This is a genomic window from Streptomyces sp. NPDC046308 (assembly GCF_055588065.1).
In genome coordinates this window covers 700,248-725,613 of record NZ_JBVJFB010000001.1, presented here as the reverse complement: position 1 = coordinate 725,613, position 25,366 = coordinate 700,248, and the positions used below count along the sequence as shown (strand labels likewise).

Below are 25,366 nucleotides of genomic sequence, written 5' to 3'. Positions count from 1 at the left end.
GGGGTCGGCTCAGGCATCGGCGGCGCGGCGGAGCGTGGCACGGGCCTTCGGCGCGTCGGCGAGCAGGGCGGCGGTGCGGGCCGGGGTCGGGTGCTGGAAGAGCTGGCGGATCTTCAGCTCCCTGCCGAGCTCCGCCCGGATCCGGCTGATCAGGCGGGTGACCAGCAGGGAGTGGCCGCCCAGGGCGAAGAAGTTGTCGTCCGGGCCGACCTCGGCCCGGTCGAGGACCTCGGCGTACAGGGCGCGGACGCGGTCCTCGGTGCTGCCGCCCGGGTCCGCGGCCGGCTCCGGTGCGGCGGGAGCGGCCGCGGCCGTGCGCGGGGCCGGGCCGTCGACCGAGCCGACCGCCCGCTCCGGGGCGGCCGCGAGAGCGCGCAGCACTCGGGCCAGGTCCGCCGCCAGCCGCTCCGCGCTCGTACGGTCGAACAGCTCGGTGGCGTAGCTGAGTTCACCGGTGAGGCCCAGCGGGGCGCCGTCGGCGGCGCGCCGCTCCCCGAGGTCCACGCCGAGGTCGAACTTGGACACCGCCCACTCGACGGGGTGCGGCTGTGCCGTGAGGCCCGACAGGCGGGGCAGGGCCAGGGGCTCGTTCTGGACCTGGAGCAGCACCTGGAAGAGCGGGTGCCGGGCGAGGGACCGCTCCGGGTTCACCTCCAGAACGACCCGCTCGAAGGGCACGTCCTGGTGGGCGTAGGCGGCGAGGTCGGTCTCCCGGACCCGGGCGAGGAGGTCCGTGAAGGTCGGGTCGCCGGAGACGTCGGTGCGCAGGACCAGGGTGTTGACGAAGAAGCCGACGAGGTCGTCCAGTGCCTCGTCCGTACGGCCCGCGACGACCGTCCCGATCGGTATGTCGGTGCCGGCCCCGAGGCGGGACAGGAGCACCGACAGGCCGGCCTGGAGGACCATGAAGAGGGTGCAGCCGTGCCGGCGGGCCAGTTCCAGCAGCCGCCCGTGCAGCTCCGCGTCCAGCTCCAGGGGGACGGAGCCGCCCGCGAAGCTCGCCACCGCAGGGCGCGGCCGGTCGTAGGGCAGCGCCAGCTCGGCCGGGACGCCGGCCAGCTCCTTGGCCCAGAAGCCGAGCTGACGGGTGATCGGCGCGTCCGGGTCGCCTTCCGCGCCGAGCACGGACCGCTGCCAGACGGTGTGGTCCCGGTACTGCACCGGCAGGGGCTCGAAGGCGGGCTCCGCGCCCGCCAGGCGGGCGGCATAGGCGGCGGCCAGGTCGGCCAGGAGCGGCCCCCACGACCAGCCGTCGGTGGCGATGTGGTGCACCACCAGCACCAGCACCCACTCGTCCCGCCCCAGCTCCAGCAGCCTGGCCCGCAGCGGCAGTTCGGCCGAGATGTCGAAGCAGTGGCCCGTCACCTCCCGTACCGCGTCCGCGACGGCACCGGCCTCCGCGACGGCGACGACCTCCAGCGGCACGTCGGCCGCCGCACCCTCCAGCAGCCGGATCACCGGCTCGCCCCCGCACTCGTCGAAGACCGTCCGCAACACCTCGTGTCGGGCCACCACGTCGCCGAGCGCCGCACGCAGCGCCGGCGCGTCCAGCGGACCCGTCAGCCGGTAGGCGAAGGGCACGTTGTGGTGGCCGGACGGACCCTCCGCCTGGTGCGCGAACCACAACCGGTGCTGCGCCGAGGACAGCGGCGCGCCCTCCCCGGGCTCCGCACGCCGCAGCGGCGGCCGCGCCCGGTCGGCGCTCCCGACCAGCTCCGCGAGGGCGGCCACGGTCTGCGCGCGGAAGACGTCGCGCAGCGGCAGCTCGACCCCGAGGGCCGTACGGATCCGGCTGACCAGCCGGGTGGCCAGCAGCGAGTGGCCGCCCAGGTCGAAGAAGCCCGCGTCGGCGGCGACCGCGTCGAGGCCGAGCACCTCGGCGAAGAGCCCGGCCAGGATCTCCTCCCGGGGGGTACGGGGGGCACGTCCGCCGGAGGCGGGCAGCGCGGGCTCGGGCAGGGCCCGGTAGTCCACCTTGCCGTTGGGGGTCAGCGGCAGCGCGTCCAGGACCAGGACGTACGAGGGCAGCATGTAATCCGGCAGCAGCCGCTCCAGCCGACGCCGCACCGACGGCCCGGAGACCTCCCCGACCACGTACCCGGCCAGCCGCCTCTCGCCGTCCGCGGCGGCCCGTACGGCGACCACGGCCTGGCGGACGCCTGGGCAGGCGGCCAGCGCGGCCTCGACCTCGCCCGGCTCCACGCGGAAGCCGCGGACCTTCACCTGCTCGTCGGCCCGGCCGAGGAATTCCAGCAGCCCGTCGGCCCGCCACCGGGCGAGGTCGCCGGTGCGGTACATGCGCGTCCCGGGCGCGCCGAACGGGTCGGCGACGAACCGCTCCGCGGTGGCCGCGGGACGTCGGTGGTAGCCGCGCGCCACTCCGGCGCCGGCGAGGTACAGCTCGCCCGGGGTGCCCGGCGGCACCAGCCGCATCCGCTCGTCCAGCACGTACGCACGGGTGCCGTCCAGGGGGCGGCCGATGGGGACCGGGCCGTCGGCGTCCGCGGCCCCGGTGATCAGGTGGCTGGTCGCGCACAGGGTCGCCTCGGTGGGCCCGTACAGGTGGCGGACCACGGTGTCCGGGCAGGCGGCCAGCACGGCGCGGACAGCGGCGGGGCTGACCACGTCGCCGCCGGTCAGCACCTCGCGGACACCGGCCAGCAGGCCGGGGTCCTCCTCGGCGACCACGCGGAACAGACCGGCCGTCAGGTGCACGGCGGTGATGCCCGCCCCGCGGATCAGGGCGCCCAGTCCGGCGACCGTCGGCTCGCCCTCGGGGGCGACGACGACCTGCCAGCCCGACAGCAGCGCCACCCACAGTTCGTAGTCGGCGATGTCGAAGGCGTGCGGCGCGTGGAACAGGACGCGCTCGGCGCCCCGGGTGTGCCAGCCCCGGTCGGCCACGAGGTCGAGGACGTCCCGGTGCGTGACGGCGACGCCCTTGGGCTCGCCGGTCGAGCCCGAGGTGTGCATCAGGTAGGCGAGCCGGCCGGGCGGGCACGGCGCGGCCGTGAACTCCCCGCCGTCCGCGAGAGCGCCGCCCTCCGCCGCGCCGGCCGGGACCGTCCGCACGCCCTCCGGGGCGAGCCCGGCGTGCGCCTCGTCGACCAGCAGCACGGAGCAGCCCGCGGCGTCCAGGATCCGCCGGGTGCGCGCGGCGGGCTGGCCGACGTGCAGCGGCAGGTACGCACCGCCCGCCTTGAGGACGGCCAGCATCGCCACGACCACCTCGGGGGAGCGCCCCATCAGCACGCCCACCGGGGTCTCGGCGGTGACGCCGAGACCGGTCAGCCGCCGCGCCAACCGGTCGGCGCGCCGGTCCAGCTCCCCGTAGGTGACGGCGTCGGGGCCGGACACCAGGGCCACGGTGGCCGGGTGCAGCGCGGCCCGCCGGGCGAATTCCAGGTGCACCGCCGTACCCGTCTGAGGCGGGGCCGGCGGCTGCCAGTCGGCCAGCAGCCGCTGCCGCTCCCGCGGCAGCAGCACCTCCAGGGCCGAGACCCGGCCGCGCGGCGCCCGTACCGCCGCCGCCAGGACCCCGCGCAGCCGCTCCACGAGGGCGCGCACGGTGGTCTCGTCGAAGAGCTCCGTACGGTACTTGGCCACCGCGCTCAGCCCCTCGCCCGCCCCGGCCGCCTCCGTGAACTGCAGCGCCAGCTCGAACTCGGCCTGCGGTACGTCCACCTCCTCGGCCACCGCCGTCAGCCCGGGCAGCTCCGGGCCGGCGGCGGCCGCCCGGCGCATCGTCAGCGCCACCTGAAACAGCGGGTGGTGGGAGAGCGAGCGCCGCGGGTTGACCGCCTCGACGACCTGCTCGAAGGGCACGTCCTGATGGGCGAAGGCCACCAGGTCCCTCTCCCGCACCCGCTCCAGCAGTTCCGCGAAGGTCGGGTCCCCGGACAGGTCGGTGCGCAGGACCAGGGTGTTGACGAAGAAGCCCACCAGATCGTCCAGGGCTTCGTCGGTACGGCCCGCGACGACCGTCCCGATCGGCACGTCGGTGCCCGCGCCGAGCCGGGACAGCACCACCGCCAGAGCCGCCTGGAGCACCATGAAGACGGTGCAGCCCTGCGCCCGGGCCAGCGCCTCCACGTGCGCGGTCAGGGCCGCGTCCAGATCGAAGGCGATGGCCGCGCCCGCCGGATCGGCCACCTCCGGCCGGGGCCGGTCGGTGGGCAGCACCGGCTCCTCCGGCAGCCCGGCCAGCGCGGTGCGCCAGTACGACAGCTGCTCCTCGGCCGCGCCGGCCAGCAGGGCGCGCTGCCAGAGCGTGTAGTCGGCGTACTGCACGGCCAGCGGCGGGCGCGGCTCGGCGCCGCCGCCCGTGCGGGCCGCGTAGGCGTACGAGAGGTCGCCCAGCAGCGGCCCCCAGGACTCGCCGTCGGTGGCGATGTGGTGCAGGGCCAGCACCAGCGTGTGCCTCTCGGGCCCGGCCGTCAGCAGCGCGGCCCGCAGGGGCGTGTCGGTGGCCAGGTCGAAGGGGCGTGCGGCGATCTCATCGATGTCCGCGCCGGCCGCGTCGAGGAGTTCCAGGACGGGCGCGGCCGGAGGCAGGACGACCTGCCGGGGCTCGCCGTCGGCCCCCGGGTGGATCGTACGCAGGATCTCGTGACGACCGGTCAGGTCCGCCAGTGCCCCGTGCAGCGCCTCCACGTCGAGCGGACCGGCGAGCCGGACCGCGACCGCGCTGTGGTAGGCGGGGTTCGACCCCTCGAGCCGGTCCAGGAACCACAGCCGGCGCTGCGCCGGGGAGAGCGGCAGCCGCGCCGGGCGCTCCTGCGGCCGCAGCGCGGGACGGGCCCGGTCCGCGCCGTCGATCAGCGCGGCCAGCGCGGCCGGAGTGCGGGCGGTGAACACCTCACGGATGCCCAGCTCCGCACCGAACGCCCCGCGCACCTGCGCCACCAGCCGCATCGCCAGCAGGGAATGGCCGCCCAGCTCGAAGAAGTCGTCGTCGGCGCCCACCTCGGGCAGGCCCAGCACCGACGCGTACAGACCCGTCAGGATCCGCTCCCGTTCGGTGCGTCCGCCGCGGCCGCCGGCGCGCACGGCGGGGGCGGGCAGGGCCCGCCGGTCGAGCTTGCCGTTCGGCGTCACCGGCAGCTCGTCCAGCACGACCACGGCCGGGACCATGTGCTCCGGCAGCGCGGCGGCCAGCTCGCCGCGCACCCCGGCGGGGGTCGGCGTGGCGCCCGGGCGGGGCACCACGTACGCCACGAGCCGGGGATCGCCCGGGCGGTCCTCGCGGACGACGACCGCCGCGTGGGAGACGCCGGCGCAGCCCGCGGCGGCGTTCCGGACCTCGCCCGGCTCGATGCGGAAGCCTCGGATCTTGACCTGGTCGTCGGTGCGGCCCAGGTACTCCAGGACGCCGTCGGCCCGCCAGCGCACCAGGTCGCCCGTGCGGTACATGCGGGCCCCCGGCTCGAAGGGGCAGGCCACGAACCGGTCGGCGGTCAGAGCGGGCCGGCCGAGGTAGCCGCGGGCCAGCTGCACGCCGGCCAGGTACAGCTCGCCCGCGGTACCGGGCGCCACCGGGGCGAGCCGGCCGTCCAGGACGTACGTACGGGTGTTGGCGGCGGGCCGGCCGATCGGGACGGTGGCGTCACCGGCCCGGCAGGGCCAGAGCGTGACGTCGACCGCGGCCTCGGTCGGCCCGTACAGGTTGTGCAGCTCCGCGCCGGGCAGGACCCGGAAGAAGGCGTCCTGGGTGTGCGGGGGCAGCGCCTCGCCACTGGCGATCACCCGGCGCAGCGAGCGGGCGTCCGCCGCGGCCGGCTCGCGCAGGAACACGTCGAGCATGGACGGCACGAAGTGCGCGGTGGTGACGGACTCCCGGGCGATCAGGTCGGCCAGGTAGGCGGGGTCCTGGTGGCCGCCGGGCTTCGCGACGACGAGGGTCGCCCCGGTCAGCAGCGGCCAGAAGAACTCCCACACCGAGACGTCGAAACCGCTCGGCGTCTTCTGCAGCACCCGGTCCCCGGCCCCCAGACCGTACTCCCGCTGCATCCACTCCAGCCGGTTGACGATGGCCCGGTGCGGGACCAGCGCGCCCTTGGGGCGGCCGGTGGAACCGGAGGTGAAGATCGCGTACGCCGGGTGGTCGGGCAGGACCACCGGCCGCGGTGCGGGCTCCGCCGCGGGCAGCGGGGCGTCCAGCAGCAGCGTCGGCGTCCCCGGCGCCGCCCAGCCGGTGCTCAGCACCAGCGCCGGGGCGGCGTCGGCCATGATCTGGAGGTTGCGCTCCTCGGGCTGGCCGGGGTCCACGGGCAGGTAGGCGGCGCCGGCCTTCAGCACCCCGCACAGGGCGACCATCAGGTCGAGGGAGCGCGGTACGGCGACCGCGACCAGGCTCTCCGGTCCGATGCCGCGGGCCGCGAGCACGTCCGCGAGGCGGCCCGCCCGCTCGTCCAGTGCCCGGTAGGTCAGGGACTCGCCTTCGAAGACGACGGCGGTGGCGTCCGGGGTCCGGGCCGCCTGCTCCGCGAGCAGCGCGGTCAGCGTCGACTCCGGGAGGGCGGCGGCGGTGTCGTTCCACTCGGCCAGGACCCGGTGGCGCTCGGCCGCGGTCAGCGCGTCCAGGAGCTCCACCGGCGCGTCCGGGTCGGCCGTCCATCGCTCCAGCAGCCGCACCAGCCGCTCGCCCAGCTCCCGCACCCGCTCGGTGGCTACGAGCCCGGGGTGGTGGCTCAGCCGCAGCCCGAGCGTCGCGCCCGGCTCGACCACCAGGGTCAGCGGGAAGTGCGTGGTGTCCCGGAACCGGATCCGCGCCCCGAGGTCGAAGCCGGGGAGGTCGAGCGCGTAGTCGCTCATCGGGAAGTTCTCGAAGACCAGGTTCGTGTCGAAGAGGGCGGACGGGGAGCCGGCCACCTTCTGGATCTCCGTCAGCCCCAGGTGGTCGTGGTCCACCAGCTCCGCCCGCTCGCGCTGGAGCTCCGCGCAGACCCGGCGCAGCGGGGCGGCCGCGTCGATCCGGGCCCGCACGGGCACGGTGTTGATCAGCATGCCGATCATCCGCTCGGAACCCGGCAGTTCGGCGGGGCGGCCGCTGACCGTGAGGCCGAAGACCACGTCGTCCTGACCGGTGGCGCGGGCCATGAGCGCCGCCCAGGCGCCCTGGACCACGCTGGTCAGCAGCAGCCCGCACTCCCGGGCCCGCGCGGTCAGCGCCGCCGTCCGCTCCTCGTCCAGCCGCACCACCACGTCCTCGGGCGTGGCGCCGGGGGAGACCCGGCCGGCGCCGTCCGCGATCCGCCCGGGCGCGTCGAGACCGGCCAGGGCGGTGCGCCAGGCCTCCTCGGCGGCGGGCCGGTCGCAGCCCGCGAGGTGCGCCAGGTACTCCCGGTAGGGCCGCACCGGCTCCGGCTCGCCACCCGCGTACAGGGTGAACAGCTCGCGGAAGAGCAGCCCGAACGACCAGCCGTCCAGCAGGATGTGATGGGCCGTCACGAGCAGTCGGTGCTGGTCGTCGGCCAGCCGCAGCAGCGTGAACCGCAGCAGCGGCGGGCGGCGGCTGTCGACGCCCTGTGCCCAGTCCTCCTCGGTCAGCTCGGCGGCCCGTTCCTCCGCCGCCCCGGCCGGGAGGGCGCCGAGGTCGTGCTCCTGCCAGGCCGGCTCCATGTCCCGGCGGACCACCTGGACGGGATCACCGTTCTTGCGGTGGGTGAGGACCACCCGCAGGTTGGCGTGGCGGCGCAGCAGCTCCCCGGCGGCCCGGCGCAGCCGTCCCGCGTCGAGCGCCCCGTCCAGGTCGACGGTGAACTGGGCGATGTAGAGGTGCTTGGAGTCCTCGTCGTACCCGGAGTGGAAGAGCATGCCCTCCTGCAGTGGGGAGAGGGGCAGGACGTCCTCGATGGCCGGCCGGGTGGTGTTCATGGGTGATGTCGCTTTCTGGGAGACCGTCGGAGAACGGCGGCGGGGCGGGGGTGCGGTCCGGTCGGGGTCAGAGGAGGTCGAGGGAGGCCGCGAGGTCGTCCAGTTCGTCCTGGCCGATCGCGTCGAGCGTCAGGCCGGAGGCGGGCGGGACGGCGGACGCGACGGTGGACGGGACGGCGGCCGGGACGGCGGCCGGGACGGCGGACGCGACGGTGGGCCGGGCGGTGGACGGGACCGCGGGGCCCGTGCGGTCGGCGTGGACGACGAGGGCGCCGAGCATCCGGAACCAGCCCTCGGCCAGCGCCCGGACCTCCGCCTCGTCGTGGACGCCGTCGGCCCAGGCCCAGTCGGCGTGTAGGACGGGTCCGTCCGCCGACTCCAGGACGAAGGCGTTCACCTCGACGGCGTGCGCCATCGGCATGCCCGGGCCGGGGGCGTCGAGCCGGGCCCCGTGGGCCGGCAGCAGCTGCCAGTCGCCGCCGCCCGGACCGCCCAGCCGGCCCAGGTAGTTGAAGCCGAGGCCCGCGGGCGCCGCCACGGCGAGCTCCCTGCCCACGACCGGGTCGAGGTGGCGCAGCAGGCCGTACCCGATGCCCTTGCGCGGGATCGCCCGCAGCTGCTCCCGGACCCGCCGCAGTGCCTCGGCGGCGGTGGGGCCGCCGTCCTCGGCGTCCGCCGTGCCCAGGCCGTCCAGGGCGAAGCGGGTGGGGAAGAGGGTGGTGAACCAGCCGACGGTACGGGAGAGGTCGGCCTCGCCGCCGATGTCCTCGCGGCCGTGGCCCTCCAGCTCCACCAGCACCTCAGGGCCACAGGGCTGCCACCGGGCCAGGGCCAGGGAGAGCCCGGTCAGCAGCACCTCGTTGGCGTCGGCGCCCAGCCGGTCGGCCACCGACGTCAGCAGCGGCCCGGCCGTCGCCGCGGGCAGGCTCAGGGCGAGGTGCCCGGCACGGTCCTCGTGGTCGCGGGCCGGGTCCAGCGGACGGCGGCCCGTGATGCCCGCACCCGGCCGCACCACATCGCGCCAGTACGGGGCTTCGGCCGCGGTCCGGTCCCCGGCCGCCTCCGCGGTGAGCAGCTCGGACCAGCGACGGAACGAGGTGGCCACCGGGTCGAGGGCGCCGGCGGGGGCCCGTCCGGCGGCGACCGCCTCCCAGGCCCGGGTGAGGTCGCCGGTCAGCACCCGCCAGGAGATCCCGTCCACGACCACGTGGTTGACGACCAGGGCCAGCGCCCCGGGCAGGTCGGCCCCGGCGTCGAACCAGACGGCCTGCCCGATCACCCCGCCGCCCACCGAGAGCCGGTCGCGGGCCGCGTGCACCTCCCGCCCGACCTCCTCGACGGTGGCCTCGCGGCCCTCCGTCGCCACCCGGCGCAGGCACTGTGCGGCGCGCACCGATCCGGCCGGGCGGGTCCGCCAGCCGGAGCCGTCCCGGACCACGCGCAGCATGTCGTGCCGGTCCAGGATCGCCTGGAGCACTTCGGCCGCGCTCTGCCCGGTCAGTGCGGCCGGGGTCCGCACCACCAGGTACTGGTAGTAGCGGTCGGCGGGTCCGCCGCGCTCGTCGAGCCAGTGCATCACCGGCGTCGGCCGGAGCGGCCCGACCCCGTCGTCGCCGCCCGGCCGGAGGGGCCCGGCCATCGGCCGGGCGGCGGCGGCCAGCGCCGCCGTGTCCGGCAGGGTCAGCACGTCCCGGACGGTGATGCGCAGCCCGGCGCGGCGGGCCGCGCCGACCACCTGCACGGCGATGATGCTGTCACCGCCGAGCCGGACGAAGCCGTCCTGCGGGCCGACCTCGGGGAGCGCGAACAGGTCCGCCAGGACACCGCACAGGATCCGCTCCGCCTCGGTCACGTCGATTCCACTCATGGTCTTCCTCGTTCTCGTTCGCCGCGGGCCTCCACGGGCCTGCGCGTGCTGGTCAGACGGCGGCGCGGGCCGGGGCGAACAGCGCCCGCAGGGCGGCCCGGTCGACCTTTCCGTTGGCGGTCACCGGCAGGTCCTCCACGGGCCGGAAGTGCCGGGGCACCATGTACGCGGGCAGGTGCGCCGCGCACGCCGCGGCCAGCTCCTCGGGCCCGGGACCGTCCGCCCCCGTCCGGGTCCACACGGCCGCGAGCCTGCGCGAACCCGCGACCTCCACCGTCACCACCACGGCCCGGCGGACCCCCGGGACCGCGCCCAGGACCGCCTCGACCTCGCCGGGCTCGACCCGGTACCCGCTCACCTTGAGCTGGTCGTCGGCCCGCGCCACGAAGTGGAACTCCGCCCCGTCGAACCGGACGACGTCCCCCGTGGCGTACGTACGGCGCGGGGTCCCGTCGCGGTGGGGCAGGGTCCGGAAGCGGGCCGCGGTCAGCTCCGGGTCGCCCAGGTAGCCGAGGCCGACACTGCCCCCGCCGACGACCAGCTCCGCCTCCTCGCCCGCCGCGAACGGCCGCAGCACTCCGTCCGCCTCGCGCAGCAGCTCCGCCCCGGCGACGGCACCGCCGATCGGCGGGTGCTCGGGCCAGGACGCGGCCTCCCGCGGGTCCAGCCGGTACTGCGTGACGACGTGGGTTTCGCTGGGCCCGTACTCGTTGACCAGGCAGACCCCGGCGGCCGCGCAGAACTCCCGCACCTCGGAGTTGACGACGAGGCGTTCGCCCGCGACCGCGATCTCCCGCAGGTCGGGCATCGCGTCCGGTTCGAACACGGCGGCCGTGGCCAGCGCGTGCAGCCCCACCACCGGCAGGAACAGCCGGGCGACGCGCTGTTCGCGGATCAGGTCCATCAGCGCGAAGGGGTCCTGGCGCTCCTCGTCGGAGACCACGACCAGCGCGGCCCCGGCCAGCCAGGTGGTGACGATCTCCTGGTAGCCCACGTCGAAGCCGATCGAGGCCGCCTGCAGGGTGTGCGGCGGGCGGTCGTGGGCCCAGTGCCGCACGTGCCAGTCGCCGAGCGCGGCCAGCACCGACGGGGGAACGGCGACCGACTTGGGCTCACCGGTCGATCCGGACGTGGGGATGACGTACCCGACGGTCCCCTCGCGCAGCTCCTCCAGCGGGGCGCCCCGCAGCTCGCCGAAGGCGACCTCGGCGGGGCCGAGCCCGGTCGGCGCGGTGTGGTCGGGACGGACCAGCAGGGCGCAGAGCCGGGCGATCCGCGCGGCCCGCGGCGCGGGCATGCCCGGGTCGACGCAGACCACGCCCAGGCCGGCCCGCCAGGCGCCGAGCACCGCGGCGCAGCGCTCCCAGGACCGTTCGCCGTGGACGGCGACCACGTCGTGCGGTCCCAGGCCGCGGGCGGCGAGCCCGCCCGCGATCTCGGCCGACAGGCGGTCGAGTTCGCCGTACGTGCGGGCGACGCCGCCGTCGACGACGGCCACCGCCGCGGGGTCGCGCCGGACGGCTCGGATCAGGGGCCGGACGAGCGAATGCCGCGGTCCGCGGTCGTCGTCGGTGTGCATGGAAATCCCTTCTGGGGGTGGTGCGAGGAGAGCGGGGAGGGGTGCGGGCGGGGCGAGGGGTTCAGGCACGCGGTGCCGCGCCGTGCTCGTCGATCAGCGCGGCCAGCCGGTCGAGCCCGTCCTCGATCCGGTCGGGGTCCAAGGAGCTGCACGAGAGGCGCAGTTGGCGCCGGGCCCGGTCCTGGTCGCTGAAATGGCGCATCGGTGTGAAGAGCACCCCGTGCCGGACGGCGGCCTCCTCGACCAGGGCGTCGGTCACCGGGAACGGCACGTCGAGCACGACGAAGAAGCCGCCCGCCGGACTGATCCACCGGATCCCGGGCGTCCCGGCGAACCGCCGGTGCAGCCCCTGGAGCAGACAGCGCAGGTTGCGCCGGTACACCTCGATCTGGCGGCGGTTGGCCTCCAGCAGGCTGCCGCCGTGCTCCAGCAGCATGCCGCCGACCAGCGCCTGCGTCACCGGCGACGTGTTGACGGTCAGCATGCTCTTGGCCCGGGCCAGCTCGTCGGCCAGCAGCGCCGGGCCGCCCGCCCCCGTGACCCGCTGGTCCGCGACGGCGAAGCCCACCCGGGCGCCGGGGAAGCAGGTCTTGGACAGCGAGCCCAGGTAGACCACCCGTTGCCCGGTGTCGAGGGCCTTCAGCGTCGGCGGCCGGGAGTCGTCGTCCGCCACCCGGAAGTACCCGTACGGGTTGTCCTCCAGCAGCAGCACGTCCTCCTGCTCCGCGACCTCCAGCAGCTCCCGGCGCGTCCCCGGGTCCAGGGAGTGGCCGCTCGGGTTGGAGAAGTCCGGCACCAGGTACAGCGCCCGGGGCCGCTCCCCGGCCGCGCGGACCTCGCGGATCCGCTCGCGCACCTGCTCCGGACGCACCCCGCGGGGGCCCTCGGGCACCGACCGCACCGGGAGGTCCAGCAGCCGGGCGGCGCCCGTCAGTCCGACGTACGTCGGGTCCAGGGCCAGCACCACGTCCCGCGGGCCGGCCTTCAGGGCGCGCAGCACGAGCCACAGCGCCTCCTGGGCGCCCACCGTGACCAGGACGGCCTCCGGGTCGCAGACGATGCCCTCGTCCTGCTCCAGGTGACGGGCGATCAGCTCGTGCACGACGCCCTTGGTGCGGCCGTACTGGAACAGCTCCCGCCGCACCCCGGCCTCGTCGCAGCCCTTGTCCGCAGTGAGGTGGCGGATGTACGTGTCGAGGTAGCGGTGCAGGTCGGACGGGTCGAAGAAGTCCTCCGTCGGCCGGCCGGGGGCGAAGGAGACCGCCTCGGGGAACCGTCCCGCGATCTCGTTGAGGAAGGTCATGGAGAGCAGCGCGGGGTCTGCGAGGGACGCGTGCAGATCGGCCCGGTCCAGGGCCACGGCCGTGCGGTTCACCGGCCCGCTCCCAGCGTCGTCAGCCAGGGTGCGTCCGCGGGGGTGCCGCAGCCCGACAGCTCCAGGGCGGAGCGCAGTTCGGCCGCCAGCAGCCCCAGCACCCCGGCCACGCCTTCCGTGCCGTCCGCGGCCAGGCCCCACAGGACGGGCCGGCCCAGCAGCACCCCGTCCGCGCCGAGCGCCAGGGCCTTCAGGACGTCGGTCCCGCCGCGGATCCCGCTGTCCAGCAGCAGCCGGCAGGACGGCGGGACCGCCTCGCGGACCGCGGGCAGCATGTCCGCGCTGGCGACCGCGCCGTCGAGCTGGCGGCCGCCGTGGTTGGAGACGACGACGGCGTCCGCACCGACCGCGGTCGCGGTCGCGGCGTCCCCCGGATCGAGGATCCCCTTGACGATCAGGGGCAGTTCCGTCTGCTCCCGCAGCCGGGCCAGGTCGTCCCAGCCCAGGGTGCGGGCGAAGGACTCGGCGGTGTGCTCCGCCACCGCGCACGTGCCGGCCCGGCGCTCGGCGGCCCGGCGGGTCGTGGCCGGGTCGAGGTGCGCGGCCGCCACGCCCGCCGGCAGGGCGAAGCCGTTGCGCAGGTCGCGCAGGCGCCGGCCCATCGAGGGGACGTCCACCGTGACCATCACCGCTGCGCAGCCCGCGTCCTCGGCGCGCCGCACCAGCTCGGCGGTGAGCCCGGGGTCCCGCTGGCAGTACAGCTGGAACCAGGTGACCCCGCCCAGCGCAGTGACCTCCTCCACCGGCACGCTGCTCAGCGTGCTCAGGGTGAACGGCACCCCGGCGGCCGCCGCCGCGCGGGCCGTGGCCAGCTCGCCCTCGGGGTGGAGCAGCCGCTGGTAGGCCATCGGCGCGACCGCCACGGGCAGGGCCGCCCGGCCGCCCGGCAGTTCGGCCGAGGTGTCGAGGACCCTCGGGCCCGACAGGACGCGGGGGACGACGCGGATCCGGTCCAGGGCGGCCCGGTTGGCGGCCAGGGTCAGCTCCTCGCCGCTGCCGCCCGCGACGAAGTCCCAGATCTCCGGGGGCAGGGCCCGGCGGGCGGGTCCGGCGAAGTCCTCCAGCCGGACCGGGACCTGCGCGGTGTCGTGACCGGCGCTCACCGCAGGACCTCTCCGGCGCCCAGCCGCTCGGCCTCGACGGCCTCGTACAGAGCCTTGATGTTGCCGTTGCCGAAGGTGCGGGCGCCGAACCGCTCGATCACCTCGTGGAAGAGGGTGCGGCGCGGGTGGGTGGAGCGGGTGAAGATCTGGAAGAGCTGCCCGTCGTGGTCCTCGTCGACCAGGACGCTGATGCGCCGGAGCTCCTGCGTGGAGTGCCGGGCCAGGTCGAGCCGGTCCGCGAGCATCGTGTAGTAGGTGTCGGGGACGCTCAGGAACTCCACGCCGCGTTCGCGCAGCGCCGAGACCGCCCGGACGACGTTCCGGGAGGCGAAGGCGACGTGCTGGACGCCCGGGCCGCCGTGCTCGGCGAGGAACCGGTCGATCTGCCCCGGCTCGCGGGCGGTGTCGGGCTCGATCAGGGTCAGGGTGACCTCGCCGGAGGCGCTCTGCACCACCTTGGAGTTCATGGCCTGCGCGCCGACCCGGATGAGCTCCTGGAAGATCATGCGGAAGCCGAGGACGCGGGTGTAGAACTCCACGGTCCGCTCGAGTTGTCCGGCGGCCAGGCAGATCGCGAAGTGGTCCAGCTCCTCCAGGAGTTCGCCGTCCGCGTCCGGTGCGGCGGCGTCCGGCAGCGGGGTGAAGCCCGGGGGCAGGCCGGCCGGGTCCGGCTCGACGAGGGTGTGCACGACGTCGCCGAACCCGGCGATCACGGCCCGGGTGCGGCCGTCGGGGTGCCGGCGCGGCACGGTCAGGGGGACCGCGCCGCGGGAGACCGCCTCGTCGAAGACGGCGGCCACGTCGGGCACGCTCAGCGCGATGTCGGCGACGCCGTCGCCGTGGGCCAGGACGTAGGCGGCGCCCGGGTGGTGCGGCGAGCGGGCCTGGGTGAGGACGAGGGAGATCCGGCCCTGGCGCAGGAGCAGGGACTCCGCGTCGGCGGACGCGGCGCGGGCGACCGCAAGGAAACCGAAGCGGCCGGTCATCTCGGCCGTCGCCGACGCGAGGTCGGCGACGTAGGACTCGACGTGGCTGATGCCGAAGGCGGGGGAGAAGGTCATGGAGCTGCCGTTCGTCATGGGGCCGCCGTCCCTCGAGGGGCGGCGGACACGGAGAGGCCGGGGGCGGGGGCCGGGGCGGCCCCGGTCGTCAGGGAGGCGATCCGGGCGGGCAGGCCCCGCCACACCTCCGGGGTGTAGAAGTGGCCGCCGGGCAGGACGTCGTGGCGGAACGGGCCGTCGGTCAGCGCCGCCCAGCGCGCACGCACGTCCTCGCCGATGACCGGGTCCGCGTCCCCTGAGAAGACCTGGAGCGGGACGCCGGTGCGGGCACCGGGGGTGTGGGTGAAGGTGTCCCGGGCGGCCAGGTCGGCCCGCATCAGCTCCACGGCCATCTCGGTCAGCTCGGGCTCGTAGAGGACGTGCTCGGGCAGCAGGCCGTGGGTGGTCATCCAGCCGAGCAGCTCGTCGTCGCGCTGTCCCTGTGCCAGGAACCGGTCCTGATCGGTCACCCCGCGGTCCGGGGCGTTGCAGGCGGAGACGACCAGGGCGCGCGGCGGCGGCGCGCCCGCCGCCGCGAGCCGTACGGTGACGTCGAAGGCCATCCAGCCGCCCATGCTGTGCCCGAACAGGACGTACGGGCCCTGCCCGGCCACCGCCGCGACCCCGGCGGCGGCGTCCGTGGCGAGCGCGTCCCAGGTCCGGGCGAACTCCTCGGCGAACCGCCCCTCGCGCCCCGGATAGCAGACGGCCACCAGGCCGGCGCCGTCCGGCAGGGCCGGGATCCAGTCGTGGAAGGTGGCGGTGCCTCCGCCGCAGAAGGCGAGGCACACCAGGGTGGGCGCGCCCTCCGCGGTCTCCTTCAGGCGCACCGCGGTGGTGTCGAGGACGCTCACGAGGCCCCCCCGACGGTCAAGGCGTGCACCGACCGCGCGTGCCGGGCCAGGTCCGCGAGGACGGGGAAGCGGTAGACGTCCTTGGTCCGCAGCGCGATCCCGGCGTTCTTCTTCAGCCGGGACACCACGCGCAGCGCCAGCAGCGAATGGCCGCCGAGCGCGAAGAAGTTCGCCTCCGCGTCGACGCCGTCCCGGCCGAGGACCTCGGCCCACACGGCCGCGATCAGCTCCTCCAGCGGGCCCTCGGGGGCGCGCCCGGAGGACTCCGGCCCGGCCGCGGGGGCCGTCGGCAGCGGCGGCAGCGCCTCGGTGTCCACCTTGCCGTTCGGCGTCAGCGGGAGCGCGTCGACCGTGACGAAGACGGACGGGACGAAGTACGCGGGCAGCGCGGCCCCGCAGTGCCGGCGCAGCTCCGCGTCGCTCACCCGGGCTCCGGGGGCCAGGACGCAGTACGCCGCGAGGAGGGTGTCCCCGTCCGGCCCGGTCCGGGCCACGGCGACGGCCGCCTCCACCGCCGCGTGGCCGCGCAGCCGGTCCTCCAGCTCGCCCGGCTCCACCCGGAAGCCACGGACCTTGAGCTGCCGGTCGGTGCGGCGCAGGAACTCCAGGCCGGAGTCGGCCCGCCAGCGCACCAGGTCGCCCGTGCGGTACATCCGGCTGCCGTCGGTGGCGAACGGGTCCGCGACGAACCGCGAGGCGGTCAGCCCGGGCCGGCCGACGTAGCCGAGGGCCACGCCCGGACCGGCCAGGTACAGCTCGCCCGTGGCGGCCGGCCGCAGTCGCTCGTCGAGGACCTGCGCGCGGACCCCGGCCAGCGGCTCGCCCAGGCGCGGGGCGGCCCCGGTGATCCGGGTCGCGGTGGCGTCGACGGTGCACTCGGTCGGGCCGTACAGGTTCCAGGCCTCCACGGCCGGGTCCTCGGCCAGCGCCCGCCACATCGCTGCCGGCACCGGCTCGCCGCCCAGCAGCAGCCGCAGCGGACGCCCGGGCCGCAGCCGCGGACCGGTCAGCCGCCAGTGCGAGGGGGTGCAGTCGAGGTCGGTGACGCCGTGCGCGTCGAGCAGCGCGTCCAGCCGGGCCGGGTCCGTACGGTCCTCGTCGTCCAGGACGACCAGGGTGTCGCCGCGGCACACGCGGACCCACTGCTGCACGGACGCGTCGAAGGACAGACTGGCGTTCCAGGCGACCACCCGGTGGCCGCACGGGTAGACGCCCCGCTCTTCCAGGCCCGCGACGAGGGCGGCGACGTTCGCGTGGGTGACCTCCACCCCCTTGGGCGGTCCGCTGGAGCCCGAGGTGTGGATGACGTAGGCCGCGGTGGCCGGGTGCCCGGCACGGCCGGACGGCTCCGCGTCGGCCTGCGCGGCAGGCGTCGCCGGGTCCGGGGCGGCCGTGTCCCGGGCGGCCGTGTCCGGGTCCAGGACCGGCAGGCCCTCGGCCCACTCGGCCGCGGCACCCGGCCGCGCGACCACCGCACGCAGCCCGGCGTCGGCCGCGATGTGCGCGAGCCGCTCCCCGGGGTACGCCGGGTCCAGCGGGACGTAGGCCGCACCGGCCCGCCACACCGCCAGCGGGGCCACGGCCCAGCCCGTGCCGCGGGGCAGGCTCACGCCGACCCGGTCGCCCGGGCGGACGCCGAGCGCGCGCAGCGCCGCCGCCAGCCGGGCCGTGCGCCCGGCCAGTTCCTCGAAGGTCAGGGCACCGCCCGCGCCGTGCACCGCGGCCCGGTCGGGGAAGGTCCGGGCGGTCTCCAGGAACCGCTCCACCAGGTTCGTCGGCTCAGCCACGGGACACCGCCGCCACGGTTCCGGCGCGCGGGGCGACGGTCGGGGCGCAGTCCGCCACCGCGACCGGGTCGCCCATGGCGACGACGATCCGGCGGTCGCCGCGGAAGGGGTCCCGGCCGTGCGCGGTGAGGACGTTGTCGACGATCAGCAGGTCCCCCGGCTGCCAGGCGCGGCGTACGGTGGCCCGCTCGTAGGCGGCGTTGACGACCGCGAGGTCCGCCTCCGTCAGCGGGACGCCGTCACCGAGACCCGTGTCGAAGGGCAGCCCACCGGGGCCGAGTTCGTCGAGCAGGACCTCGCGCAGCTCCTCGTCCAGCGAGAAGCTGTTCCAGAACGCCATGTGGTTGAACCAGACTTCGTCCCCGGTCCGCGGGTGGCGGACGATTCCCGGCCGGACCTGGCTGGTGCGCAGCGTGCCCTCCTCGTCCCAGGCGCAGCCGATGGCGTTCTCGGCGCAGTACGCCTCGACCTCCGCGCGGGTGGTGACCCCGAAGGCCGACTGCCAGGCGACCGAGAGGGTCTGGGAGTAGGTGCGGGTCAGGATCCAGCCGGAGGCGCGCATCCGCTCGACCAGAGCGGCGGGGAGCGAGCGCAGCACCTCGCGGCAGTCGGTGACGGGTGTCGCGCCGCCCTCCTCGGGGGCGGTCAGGCAGCCGAAGAGCAGCAAGCCGGGGAAGGTCAGCGTGTAGCTGTTCTCGTTGTGCGGGCGGATCGCCTGCGCGGCGGGCAGGTCGGTGGAGGAGAAGACGCCGGAACCGAAGTCGCTGCGGGGGGTGGCCTTCTCGCGGTACGGGGTGGCCCGGCGGACCAGCTCGTCGCGGACGACGGCGAAGTCGTCGACGCCGCGGACCGGCAGCCCGCTCACGTACACGGCGCCGAACCGGTCGAGTCCGGCGCGCAGTTCGGCGCGGTGCTCGGCGAGCCAGTCCCGCGCGGCGGCCGCGTCGGCCAACTGGGGCGCGCGTACGGTGGCCGGGGCGCCGGGCTCGATCAGCCAGTCGAGGACGCCCGCGAAGGGCACGGCCTCGGCGGCGGTGGCCGTGGCAGCGGTGGCTCCGGCAGCGGTGGCTCCGGCGGCGGTGGCCGCTGCGGGGGTGGTCGGGTAGGCGCTCATGCGGCACCACCCGCGGCCGGCGCCTGCGCGGCGTGACGGAGCTCCAGGGTGCAGCACTTGACGCTGCCGCCGCCCTTGAACAGTTCGGACAGGTCGACGCCGATCGGTGTGAAACCGCGCTCGGCCAGCCGGTCCGCGAGCCCGCGGGCGGCCTCGGCGAGCAGGACGTTCCGGCCATCGGAAAGGGCGTTCAGCCCGAAGACCTCGGCGTCCTCCTCCGTGGCCAGCAGCGCGTCCGGGTACAGCTCGCGCAGCACCGCCTGCGACTCGGCCGAGAAGGCACCGGGGAAGTACATGATCTCGTCGTCGTCGAGTACGGCGAGGGCGGTGTCCAGGTGGTAGAAGCGCGGGTCGACCAGGGTCAGGCCCACCACCGGGGCGCCGAGCACCCGTTCGGCCTCGGCGTGCGAGGCCGGGTCGGTGCGGAAACCGGTGCCCGCCAGGATCCGGGACCCGGCGACCAGGTAGTCGCCCTCGCCCTCGTTGACGTGCTCCGGGGCGACCACCTCGGCATAGCCGTTGGCCTCGAACCAGGCCTGGTAGGCGGGGGCTTCGGCGGCGCGCTCGGGGTGGCGGAAACGGGCCATCAGGACGCGGTCGCCGAGCACGGTGGCACCGTTGGCCGAGTAGACCATGTCGGGCAGCCCCGGAACCGGGTCGATCAGGTCGACGGTGTGCCCGAGTTCCCGGTAGAGGGCGTACAGCCGCTCCCACTGCAGGACGGCCAGGTCGGTGTCGGTCGGCTTGGCCGGGTCCATCCAGGGGTTGATGCGGTAGTCGACGGTGAAGTGGGACGGGCGGCACATCAGGTAGTGCCGGGGACGGGCGGTGCGCGGGACGGTCATCGGCTCAGACCTCCCCGAGGGCGGCGACCAGAGAGGCCGGACGCAGATCGGTCCAGGTCTTCTCGATGTGGTCCAGGCAGTCCTGGCGAGGGGCCGGGCCATGAGTGGCGGTCCAGCCGGCGGGCGCCTCGATCGAGGCGGGCCACAGGGAGTGCTGGTTCTCCTGGTTGACGAGGACGAAGTAGGTGGCTTCGTCGTCCTCGAAGGGGTTGGTCACGGGTGCTCCTGTCACGTCGTGGTGGTGGGGATCGCGCCGGATCGCGCGAGGCTGGTGGGTTCGGCGGCGAGTGCTGGGGCCGGGAAGGTTTGCCGGGTTGCGGCGTCCGGTGCGGTGGATCGCAAGGCGGAGCCCGGGGCTCGTACTGGACGTACGTGCGCGGTCCGACAACGCGGCGAGGTGCCGTGCCTGGGGGCACCTCCCAGCGGTAGCTGGGGGAGCGTCGCGAGCCGGTGAACCTTTCCGGTCACAGCACCAGGTGCCAACCGTGGAAGGGGGAGGGAGGCGCGAGCACGCGGCGGCAGATGGCCAGGGCTGCCTCCGCGGCGGTCGTCGCGGGCGTGGCGACGGTGAAGAGTCCGAGGTCCACGCCGTGCGGACCGCTCCGCACGCTGATGTGCTCCAGTCGCTCCTCCGGGCGGGCCGCGCCCCAGAGCAGGCGCAGCAGGCGTCCGTCGTCCGTGGGCCCGGGACCGGGACCGGGCCCGGGCGGGACGAGAGAGACGAGGGTCAGCTCCACGCGCCCGGTCAGTCCCAGATGAGGCCGTACGCGACCGCGTCCGGGGTGGCCGGGAGGGGCGCCGGGGCCGCCTGGACGGTGGCGGCCCCGGCCGTGTCCGCACCGGACGGCCCGCCGGCGGTGAGCGCGAGCGCGGCGCAGGCGACGGCCGCGGCGACGGCCACGGCAGCGGTGCGGACCGGCCGGACGGTGGTGTGGACGCGAGAAGTCATGGAGGTGCCCTCATCGGGAGTGGGGAAGGGGTGCCGAGCGGCACGCCTCCATCCTGGCCAAGGTGTTGACCTGGGGGAACAGATCAAGGGGTGGCGGAAGCGGCCAGGACGCTTTGGGACAGCCGCCCCCGGCCGGACCCCCGCCGACGGCCGGCCGAAGCCGCGTTGACGCGCGTAGAGGGCGCGTCTATGTCACGTAGATCTCCGGCAGGCAGGCTGCTGACAGATCGACGGGGGACGACCGCATGCCAAGAGGGGAACCGATGTCCGTGACGCTCGACCTGGAGGAGCTCGACCAGACGGTGTACGAGGAGGTGCTGGCCCGGCCCGAACTCGGACTGGTCGAACTCGCCGCCCGGCTCGGGGTGGAGCCCGAGCGGGTCCGCGCCTGCCTCGACCGGCTCTTCGCGCTGCGCCTGGTCCAGGCGTCCTTCGAGGCGCCCGGCCGCTTCACCGTCGTCGACCCCGTTCTCGGGATGCAGCGGCTCCTGGACCAGCAGCACGAGGAACTGGTGCGCCGGCACCGCCAGGCCGCGGACCACCAGCAGGCCCTGGTCCGGATCCTCGCGGGCGCCGGCTCCGGCGCCCGCCCGGCCGAGGGCGTCGAGCGGCTGGCCGGACTCGACGCCGTGCAGCGGCGGTTGGAGCGCCTGGCGCTGGAGGCAAGGACCGAGGTGCTGACCTTCATGCCGGGCGGTCCCCAGTCCGCGGCCGCGCTGGAGGCCGCCGAACGCAACAACGCCCTCGTGCTCGGCCGCGGCGTCGCCATCCGCACCATCGGGCTGGACCTCGTACGGGAGGATCCGGGGACCCTGCGTTACAGCCGGGGGCTGCTCGCGGGCGGCGGCGCCTTCCGTACGGTCGCCGCGCTGCCGACCCGGATGGTGCTGGTCGACCGGACCCACGCCCTCGTCCCCATCGACCCGGCGGACAGCCGCCAGGGCGCGCTGTTCCTCTCCACGCCCGGAATGATCGCCCCGCTGGTCGCGCTGTTCGAGCGGGAGTGGGGCGCGGCCGTGCCGCTGGGCGCGGATCCGTCGGAGGCCGTGTACGTACCCACTGAGCAGGAGCGCTCCCTGCTGGTCCTGCTGGCCGAGGGCCACACCGACGAATCCGCCGCCGGACAGCTGCACATCTCGGCCCGCACCGCCCGGCGCATCATGGCCTCGCTGATCGAACGGCTGGGCGCCCGCAGCCGGTTCGAGGCGGGTCTGCGCGCGGCCCGCCTCGGATGGGTGTGACGCGGACGCGGTCCCTCCCTCCGCCGCCCGGGCCGCCGCCGCGACCCGTTCCGATGGGATGGTCATGTGAACCGCTTAGGATGACGCTCCGTACATCGGCGGGCCAGGACAACTGGGGACCTACCGCCGTGTGGAGCTGTGCGTGCGCACAGGGGGAACTCGTGAAATTCTTCGTGCTCGGATCCATGGGCGTGTCCCACGGAGGCCCGGTGCTGGCCGGTGGACCACCGCAGCAGCAGGCCACCCTCGCCGTCCTGGTGCTCCGCGCGGGCCACGTCGTGCCGCTGCACGAACTGGCCGCCGCGGTCTGGGGGGAGTCCGCCCCGGGCTCCGCGGTGATGATCCTGCGGACCTACGTCTGGCGGCTGCGGAAGCTGCTGGAGAGCGGGGAGTCCGGCGAGACCGGGGCCCGGATCCTGGAGTCCGCGAACGACGGCTACCGGCTCGCGGTGCCGCCGGGCTCCGTCGACGCCGTACGGGCCGAGGAGCTGGCCGCGAAGGCCGCCCGCGCCCACGCGGCCGGGGAGTGGGAGGTCTGCGCCGAAGCCCTGGCCGAGGCCGGGTCCCTGTGGCGGGGCGAGCCACTGGCCGGAGTACCGGGGCCGTTCGCCGAAAGCCAGCGCTCGCGCTTGGCGGAGCTGCGGCTGCACCTGCTGGAGGAGCGCCTCGGGGTGGACCTGCTGCTCGGGCGGCACGAGCGGGCCGTCCCCGAGCTCACCGCCCTCATCCGCGAAGAGCCGCTGCGGGAGCGCCCGTACGGGCTCCTGATGCGCGCGCTGTACGCCGCGGGGCGGCAGGGCGACGCCCTCGCCGTCTTCGGCCGGGCCCGCGAGGTGCTGGCCGACGAACTCGGCCTGGACCCCGGCCCGGACCTCCGCTCCCTGCACGCCCGCATCCTGTCGGGCGACCCGGCCCTCCTCTCCGCCGCCTCCCCGGCCGCCCGCCGCGAAGGCGAGCCGCCCGTACGCCTCCCGGCCGCGCCCTCGGGCGCCGCGACGGCACCCGCGGACGCGCACGGCCTCGCCCCGGGCGGCGCACCGGCTTCCGGCGGCGCGCCCGCGGGACCCGAGGGGTTCCCGACGGCGTCCGCCGGGGCTGCCGGGGCACCGGCCGGGTTCGCCGGCGCGCCCGCCGCAGAGCCGACGGGCGCGCACGGCACCGGTCCGGCCGGGGCGCCGGGGACCACCGTGGCGGGGGCGCACGGGCCCGGTGCCGCGGCGGCCACCGGGGTTCCCGAGGCCTTCGGGGCTCCGCGGGCCGGGGACCCGGGAGCCGGCCCTGCGCGGATGCGGCACGGGGCCCGGGCCGCGGTGTCGGGGGCTGCCGCAGCGCCCGACCTCCCGCACGGGCAGGGCGCGGCCGGGTACGTCCGACCCGCCCAGCTCCCCGCCGACATCGCCGACTTCAGCGGCCGCCGCGCCGAACTCGCCGCCCTCACCGGCGTCCTGAGCGACCCGGACCGCACCGCCCTGGCCGTCGCCGCCGTGAGCGGGATGGGCGGCATCGGCAAGAGCGCCCTGGCCCTGCGGGTCGCGCACCACGTCAAGGACGCCTACCCCGACGGCCAGCTCTACGCCGACCTCCGCGGCACGGGCAGCGACCCCGCCGACCCCGGCACCGTCCTGGCCAGCCTGCTCGGCGCCCTCGGCGTGCCCCGCCGTGAGGTGCCGCCCTCGACGGAGGACCGCGCCCGGCTCTTCCGTACCGTCCTCGACGGCCGCCGGCTGCTCCTGCTGCTCGACGACGCCCGGGACATCGCCCAGGTCAAGCCGCTGCTCCCGGGCGCCGCGGGCTGCGCCGTCGTCGTCACCAGCCGGGCCCGCCTGGGCGGGCTGCTGTCGGGACGCCACGTCCAGCTCGCGGAGTTCACCCCCTCGGAAGCGCTCGGGCTGCTGCGCCAGATCGTCGGCGCCGACCGGGTGGACCGGGAGGAGGAGGCCGCGGCCGCGCTGGTCGAGGCCTGCGCCCGGCTGCCGCTGGCGGTCCGCATCGTCGCAGCCCGCCTCGCAGCCCGGCCCGGATGGAGCGTCGCGCACCTGGTGGCCCGCCTCGCCGACGAGCGGCGCCGGCTGACCGAACTGCGGGCCGACGACCTGGCCGTCGCCGCCGTCTTCGAGTTGGGCCACCGCCAGCTGACCGGTCCCCAGGCGAGCGTGTTCCGCCGGCTCGCCCCCGTCTCCCGGCCCGGTATCGGGCTCGTCGCGGCGGCCGCCGCCCTGGACCTGGCCGAGACGGAGGCCGAGGAACTGCTCGAAGCCCTGGTGGACGCCGCCCTGCTCGAATCACCGGAGCCGGGCCGCTACCGCCACCACGAGCTGGGCCGGGACTTCGCGCTCAACCTGCCCGCCCCGGCCGGTGAGCCCGGCCCGCCGGTGCAGCACCGCCTCCTGCGCCACCTGCTGGGCATGGCGGCCGAGGCCTTCCAGTGGATGATCCCCGGGGACCCGGTGCACCGCTCGATCGTCGCGGCGGCCGCGGAACCGGCGGAGGGGCGGCTCGCGGACCTGACCGAGGCCCGCGACTGGGTCGTCGCGGAGTTCGACTGCGCGCTGCACGCCGTCCAGCTCGTGGTGCGGCGGCCGGACGCCACGGACACGGAGCAGCTGACGACGGCCGCCGACCTGCTGGTCGCGCTCAGCTCGTTCGGGCAGGACATCCCGTACGCGCGGATCACCGCGACCGCCGCCGAACTGGCCCGGGCGGCGACGCCGCGAGGCAACGACCGGGCGGCCGGGCGCGCCCACTTCCTCATCGGGAACGCGGCGCTCCAGGCCACCGATCTGGGCCGGGCCCGCGCCGCCTCCGAGCTGGCCGTGCGGGCCTGCCGCCGGGCGGGCGACCGGGCGATCCTGCAGCAGGCGTACAACGACCTCGGGGTGATCGCCCAGTTCGAGCACCGCTTCGGCGAGGCGGCGGAGTGCTTCGACGAGGCGCTTGTCCTGGCGCGGGAGCAGGGCCACCGCTCGGGCGCCCTGACGATCACCCTCAACGCCGCCCTGGCCCGCGTCCGCGGCGGCCGGGCGGTCGAGGCGCTGCCCGCGTGCGAGGAGGCCCTGGAGGCGCTGCGCGAGATGGCCGACCACCACGGGGTCGCCCACGCGCTGTGCGTGCGCGGGCAGGCCCTGCACGAGCTCGGCCGGCTGGAGGAGGCGCTGGCCGCGTACGAGGAGTGCCTCGACCTGTGCGACGCGGTCCGGATCCCGGGCCAGCGCGCGCAGGCCGACTACCGCTGCGCACGGACGCTGAGCGACCTCCGCCGGAACCGGGAGGCGCTGGAGGCCTCAGCCCGGGCCGTGGCCCATCTGCGCACGGTGCCGGGCCGGGGCCGGGACCGCGGCTACGCCCTGCTGGTCCACGCCGGGGTCTGCCTGGCGGCGGGCCGGCGCGAGGAGGGGCTGAGCCACGCGGGCGAGGCGCTGGAGGTGTTCGAGCGGGCAGGCCTCCCGGAGGCCGAGGAGGCCCGCACCCTGCTGAAGACGGCCGTGGCGGTCAGGCCCGGCTGTTGAACTCGTTGTGGTCATGGCGCGGGCGGGGCCCGGTGGCCTCGTCGGCCGAGACGCTCGTGCCGCGGTCCGCGGTGAGGACCGGGGTTCCGGCCGTGGCACCGACGGCGAGCAGCGCGACGAGCGCGGCGGGCACGAGGAAGGCCAGACGGCGCGTGACGGACGGGCGGATGTGCGGCACGGTGGATCCTGTCTGTTGGTCCAGGTGCCGTGTGCGGCCCCTGGCTGGCTTGC

16 protein-coding genes are annotated in these 25,366 nt (G+C 76.1%); 2 read left to right on the top strand and 14 right to left on the bottom strand.

Annotated elements, in window-relative coordinates; translation table 11 throughout:
- Positions 1 to 9: 9 nt before the first annotated feature.
- The 13 genes from ACZ6JT_RS03280 to ACZ6JT_RS03220 form a co-directional block, all read right to left on the bottom strand.
- Positions 10 to 7,875, bottom strand: a complete 7,866-nt coding sequence (locus ACZ6JT_RS03280) for an amino acid adenylation domain-containing protein (protein WP_469206660.1) — start codon at positions 7,873 to 7,875, stop codon at positions 10 to 12.
- 67 nt (positions 7,876 to 7,942) lie between these two features.
- On the bottom strand, positions 7,943 to 9,742 hold the full coding sequence (locus ACZ6JT_RS03275) for a condensation domain-containing protein (RefSeq protein ID WP_469206658.1): 1,800 nt from the start codon (positions 9,740 to 9,742) through the stop codon (positions 7,943 to 7,945).
- Positions 9,743 to 9,794: 52 nt separating this feature from the next.
- Positions 9,795 to 11,321: an AMP-binding protein gene (locus ACZ6JT_RS03270; protein ID WP_469206656.1), complete on the bottom strand. Its 1,527-nt coding sequence runs from the start codon at positions 11,319 to 11,321 to the stop codon at positions 9,795 to 9,797.
- A gap of 61 nt (positions 11,322 to 11,382) precedes the next feature.
- Positions 11,383 to 12,696, bottom strand: a complete 1,314-nt coding sequence (locus ACZ6JT_RS03265; RefSeq protein ID WP_469206654.1) for an aminotransferase-like domain-containing protein — start codon at positions 12,694 to 12,696, stop codon at positions 11,383 to 11,385.
- On the bottom strand, positions 12,693 to 13,799 hold the full coding sequence (locus ACZ6JT_RS03260; protein WP_469206652.1) for an alpha-hydroxy acid oxidase: 1,107 nt from the start codon (positions 13,797 to 13,799) through the stop codon (positions 12,693 to 12,695). Before ACZ6JT_RS03260 ends, ACZ6JT_RS03265 begins: the two co-directional genes overlap by 4 nt.
- The gene (hppD, locus tag ACZ6JT_RS03255; RefSeq protein ID WP_469206650.1) at positions 13,796 to 14,878 is read right to left on the bottom strand and encodes a 4-hydroxyphenylpyruvate dioxygenase; all 1,083 of its coding nucleotides are present in this window, start codon (positions 14,876 to 14,878) and stop codon (positions 13,796 to 13,798) included. Before hppD ends, ACZ6JT_RS03260 begins: the two co-directional genes overlap by 4 nt.
- Entirely contained in the window at positions 14,875 to 15,693 is an 819-nt protein-coding gene (locus ACZ6JT_RS03250; protein WP_469206648.1) for a thioesterase II family protein, read from the bottom strand. The genes hppD and ACZ6JT_RS03250 overlap by 4 nt, the downstream gene beginning before the upstream one ends.
- Positions 15,690 to 17,480 carry a non-ribosomal peptide synthetase gene (locus tag ACZ6JT_RS03245; protein WP_469206646.1) on the bottom strand — a complete coding sequence of 597 codons (1,791 nt, stop codon included), beginning with the start codon at positions 17,478 to 17,480 and terminating at the stop codon, positions 15,690 to 15,692. Before ACZ6JT_RS03245 ends, ACZ6JT_RS03250 begins: the two co-directional genes overlap by 4 nt.
- Complete coding sequence (locus tag ACZ6JT_RS03240) at positions 17,473 to 18,594, bottom strand: TauD/TfdA family dioxygenase (RefSeq protein ID WP_469206644.1); 1,122 nt, start codon at positions 18,592 to 18,594, stop codon at positions 17,473 to 17,475. The genes ACZ6JT_RS03245 and ACZ6JT_RS03240 overlap by 8 nt, the downstream gene beginning before the upstream one ends.
- Positions 18,591 to 19,439 carry a dimethylargininase gene (ddaH, locus tag ACZ6JT_RS03235; RefSeq protein WP_469206642.1) on the bottom strand — a complete coding sequence of 283 codons (849 nt, stop codon included), beginning with the start codon at positions 19,437 to 19,439 and terminating at the stop codon, positions 18,591 to 18,593. Before ddaH ends, ACZ6JT_RS03240 begins: the two co-directional genes overlap by 4 nt.
- Before the next feature lie 4 nt (positions 19,440 to 19,443).
- Positions 19,444 to 19,656, bottom strand: coding sequence for an MbtH family protein (locus tag ACZ6JT_RS03230; RefSeq protein WP_469206640.1), 213 nt, complete (start codon positions 19,654 to 19,656; stop codon positions 19,444 to 19,446).
- Between the two features lie 247 nt (positions 19,657 to 19,903).
- Positions 19,904 to 20,176, bottom strand: coding sequence for a hypothetical protein (locus tag ACZ6JT_RS03225; RefSeq protein ID WP_469206637.1), 273 nt, complete (start codon positions 20,174 to 20,176; stop codon positions 19,904 to 19,906).
- Between the two features lie 8 nt (positions 20,177 to 20,184).
- Complete coding sequence (locus tag ACZ6JT_RS03220; RefSeq protein WP_469206635.1) at positions 20,185 to 20,388, bottom strand: hypothetical protein; 204 nt, start codon at positions 20,386 to 20,388, stop codon at positions 20,185 to 20,187.
- A gap of 263 nt (positions 20,389 to 20,651) precedes the next feature.
- On the opposite strand from ACZ6JT_RS03220, the gene ACZ6JT_RS03215 reads away from it, so the two are divergent.
- The gene (locus tag ACZ6JT_RS03215) at positions 20,652 to 21,629 is read left to right on the top strand and encodes a LuxR C-terminal-related transcriptional regulator (protein WP_469206633.1); all 978 of its coding nucleotides are present in this window, start codon (positions 20,652 to 20,654) and stop codon (positions 21,627 to 21,629) included.
- 161 nt (positions 21,630 to 21,790) lie between these two features.
- On the top strand, positions 21,791 to 25,135 hold the full coding sequence (locus tag ACZ6JT_RS03210; protein ID WP_469206631.1) for an AfsR/SARP family transcriptional regulator: 3,345 nt from the start codon (positions 21,791 to 21,793) through the stop codon (positions 25,133 to 25,135).
- Here ACZ6JT_RS03210 and ACZ6JT_RS03205 read toward each other — a convergent pair.
- Positions 25,119 to 25,313 (bottom strand): hypothetical protein, encoded by a 195-nt coding sequence (locus tag ACZ6JT_RS03205; protein WP_469206629.1) that lies wholly within the window; start codon positions 25,311 to 25,313, stop codon positions 25,119 to 25,121. The two genes, ACZ6JT_RS03210 and ACZ6JT_RS03205, sit on opposite strands and share 17 nt — an antisense overlap.
- Positions 25,314 to 25,366 lie beyond the last annotated feature (53 nt).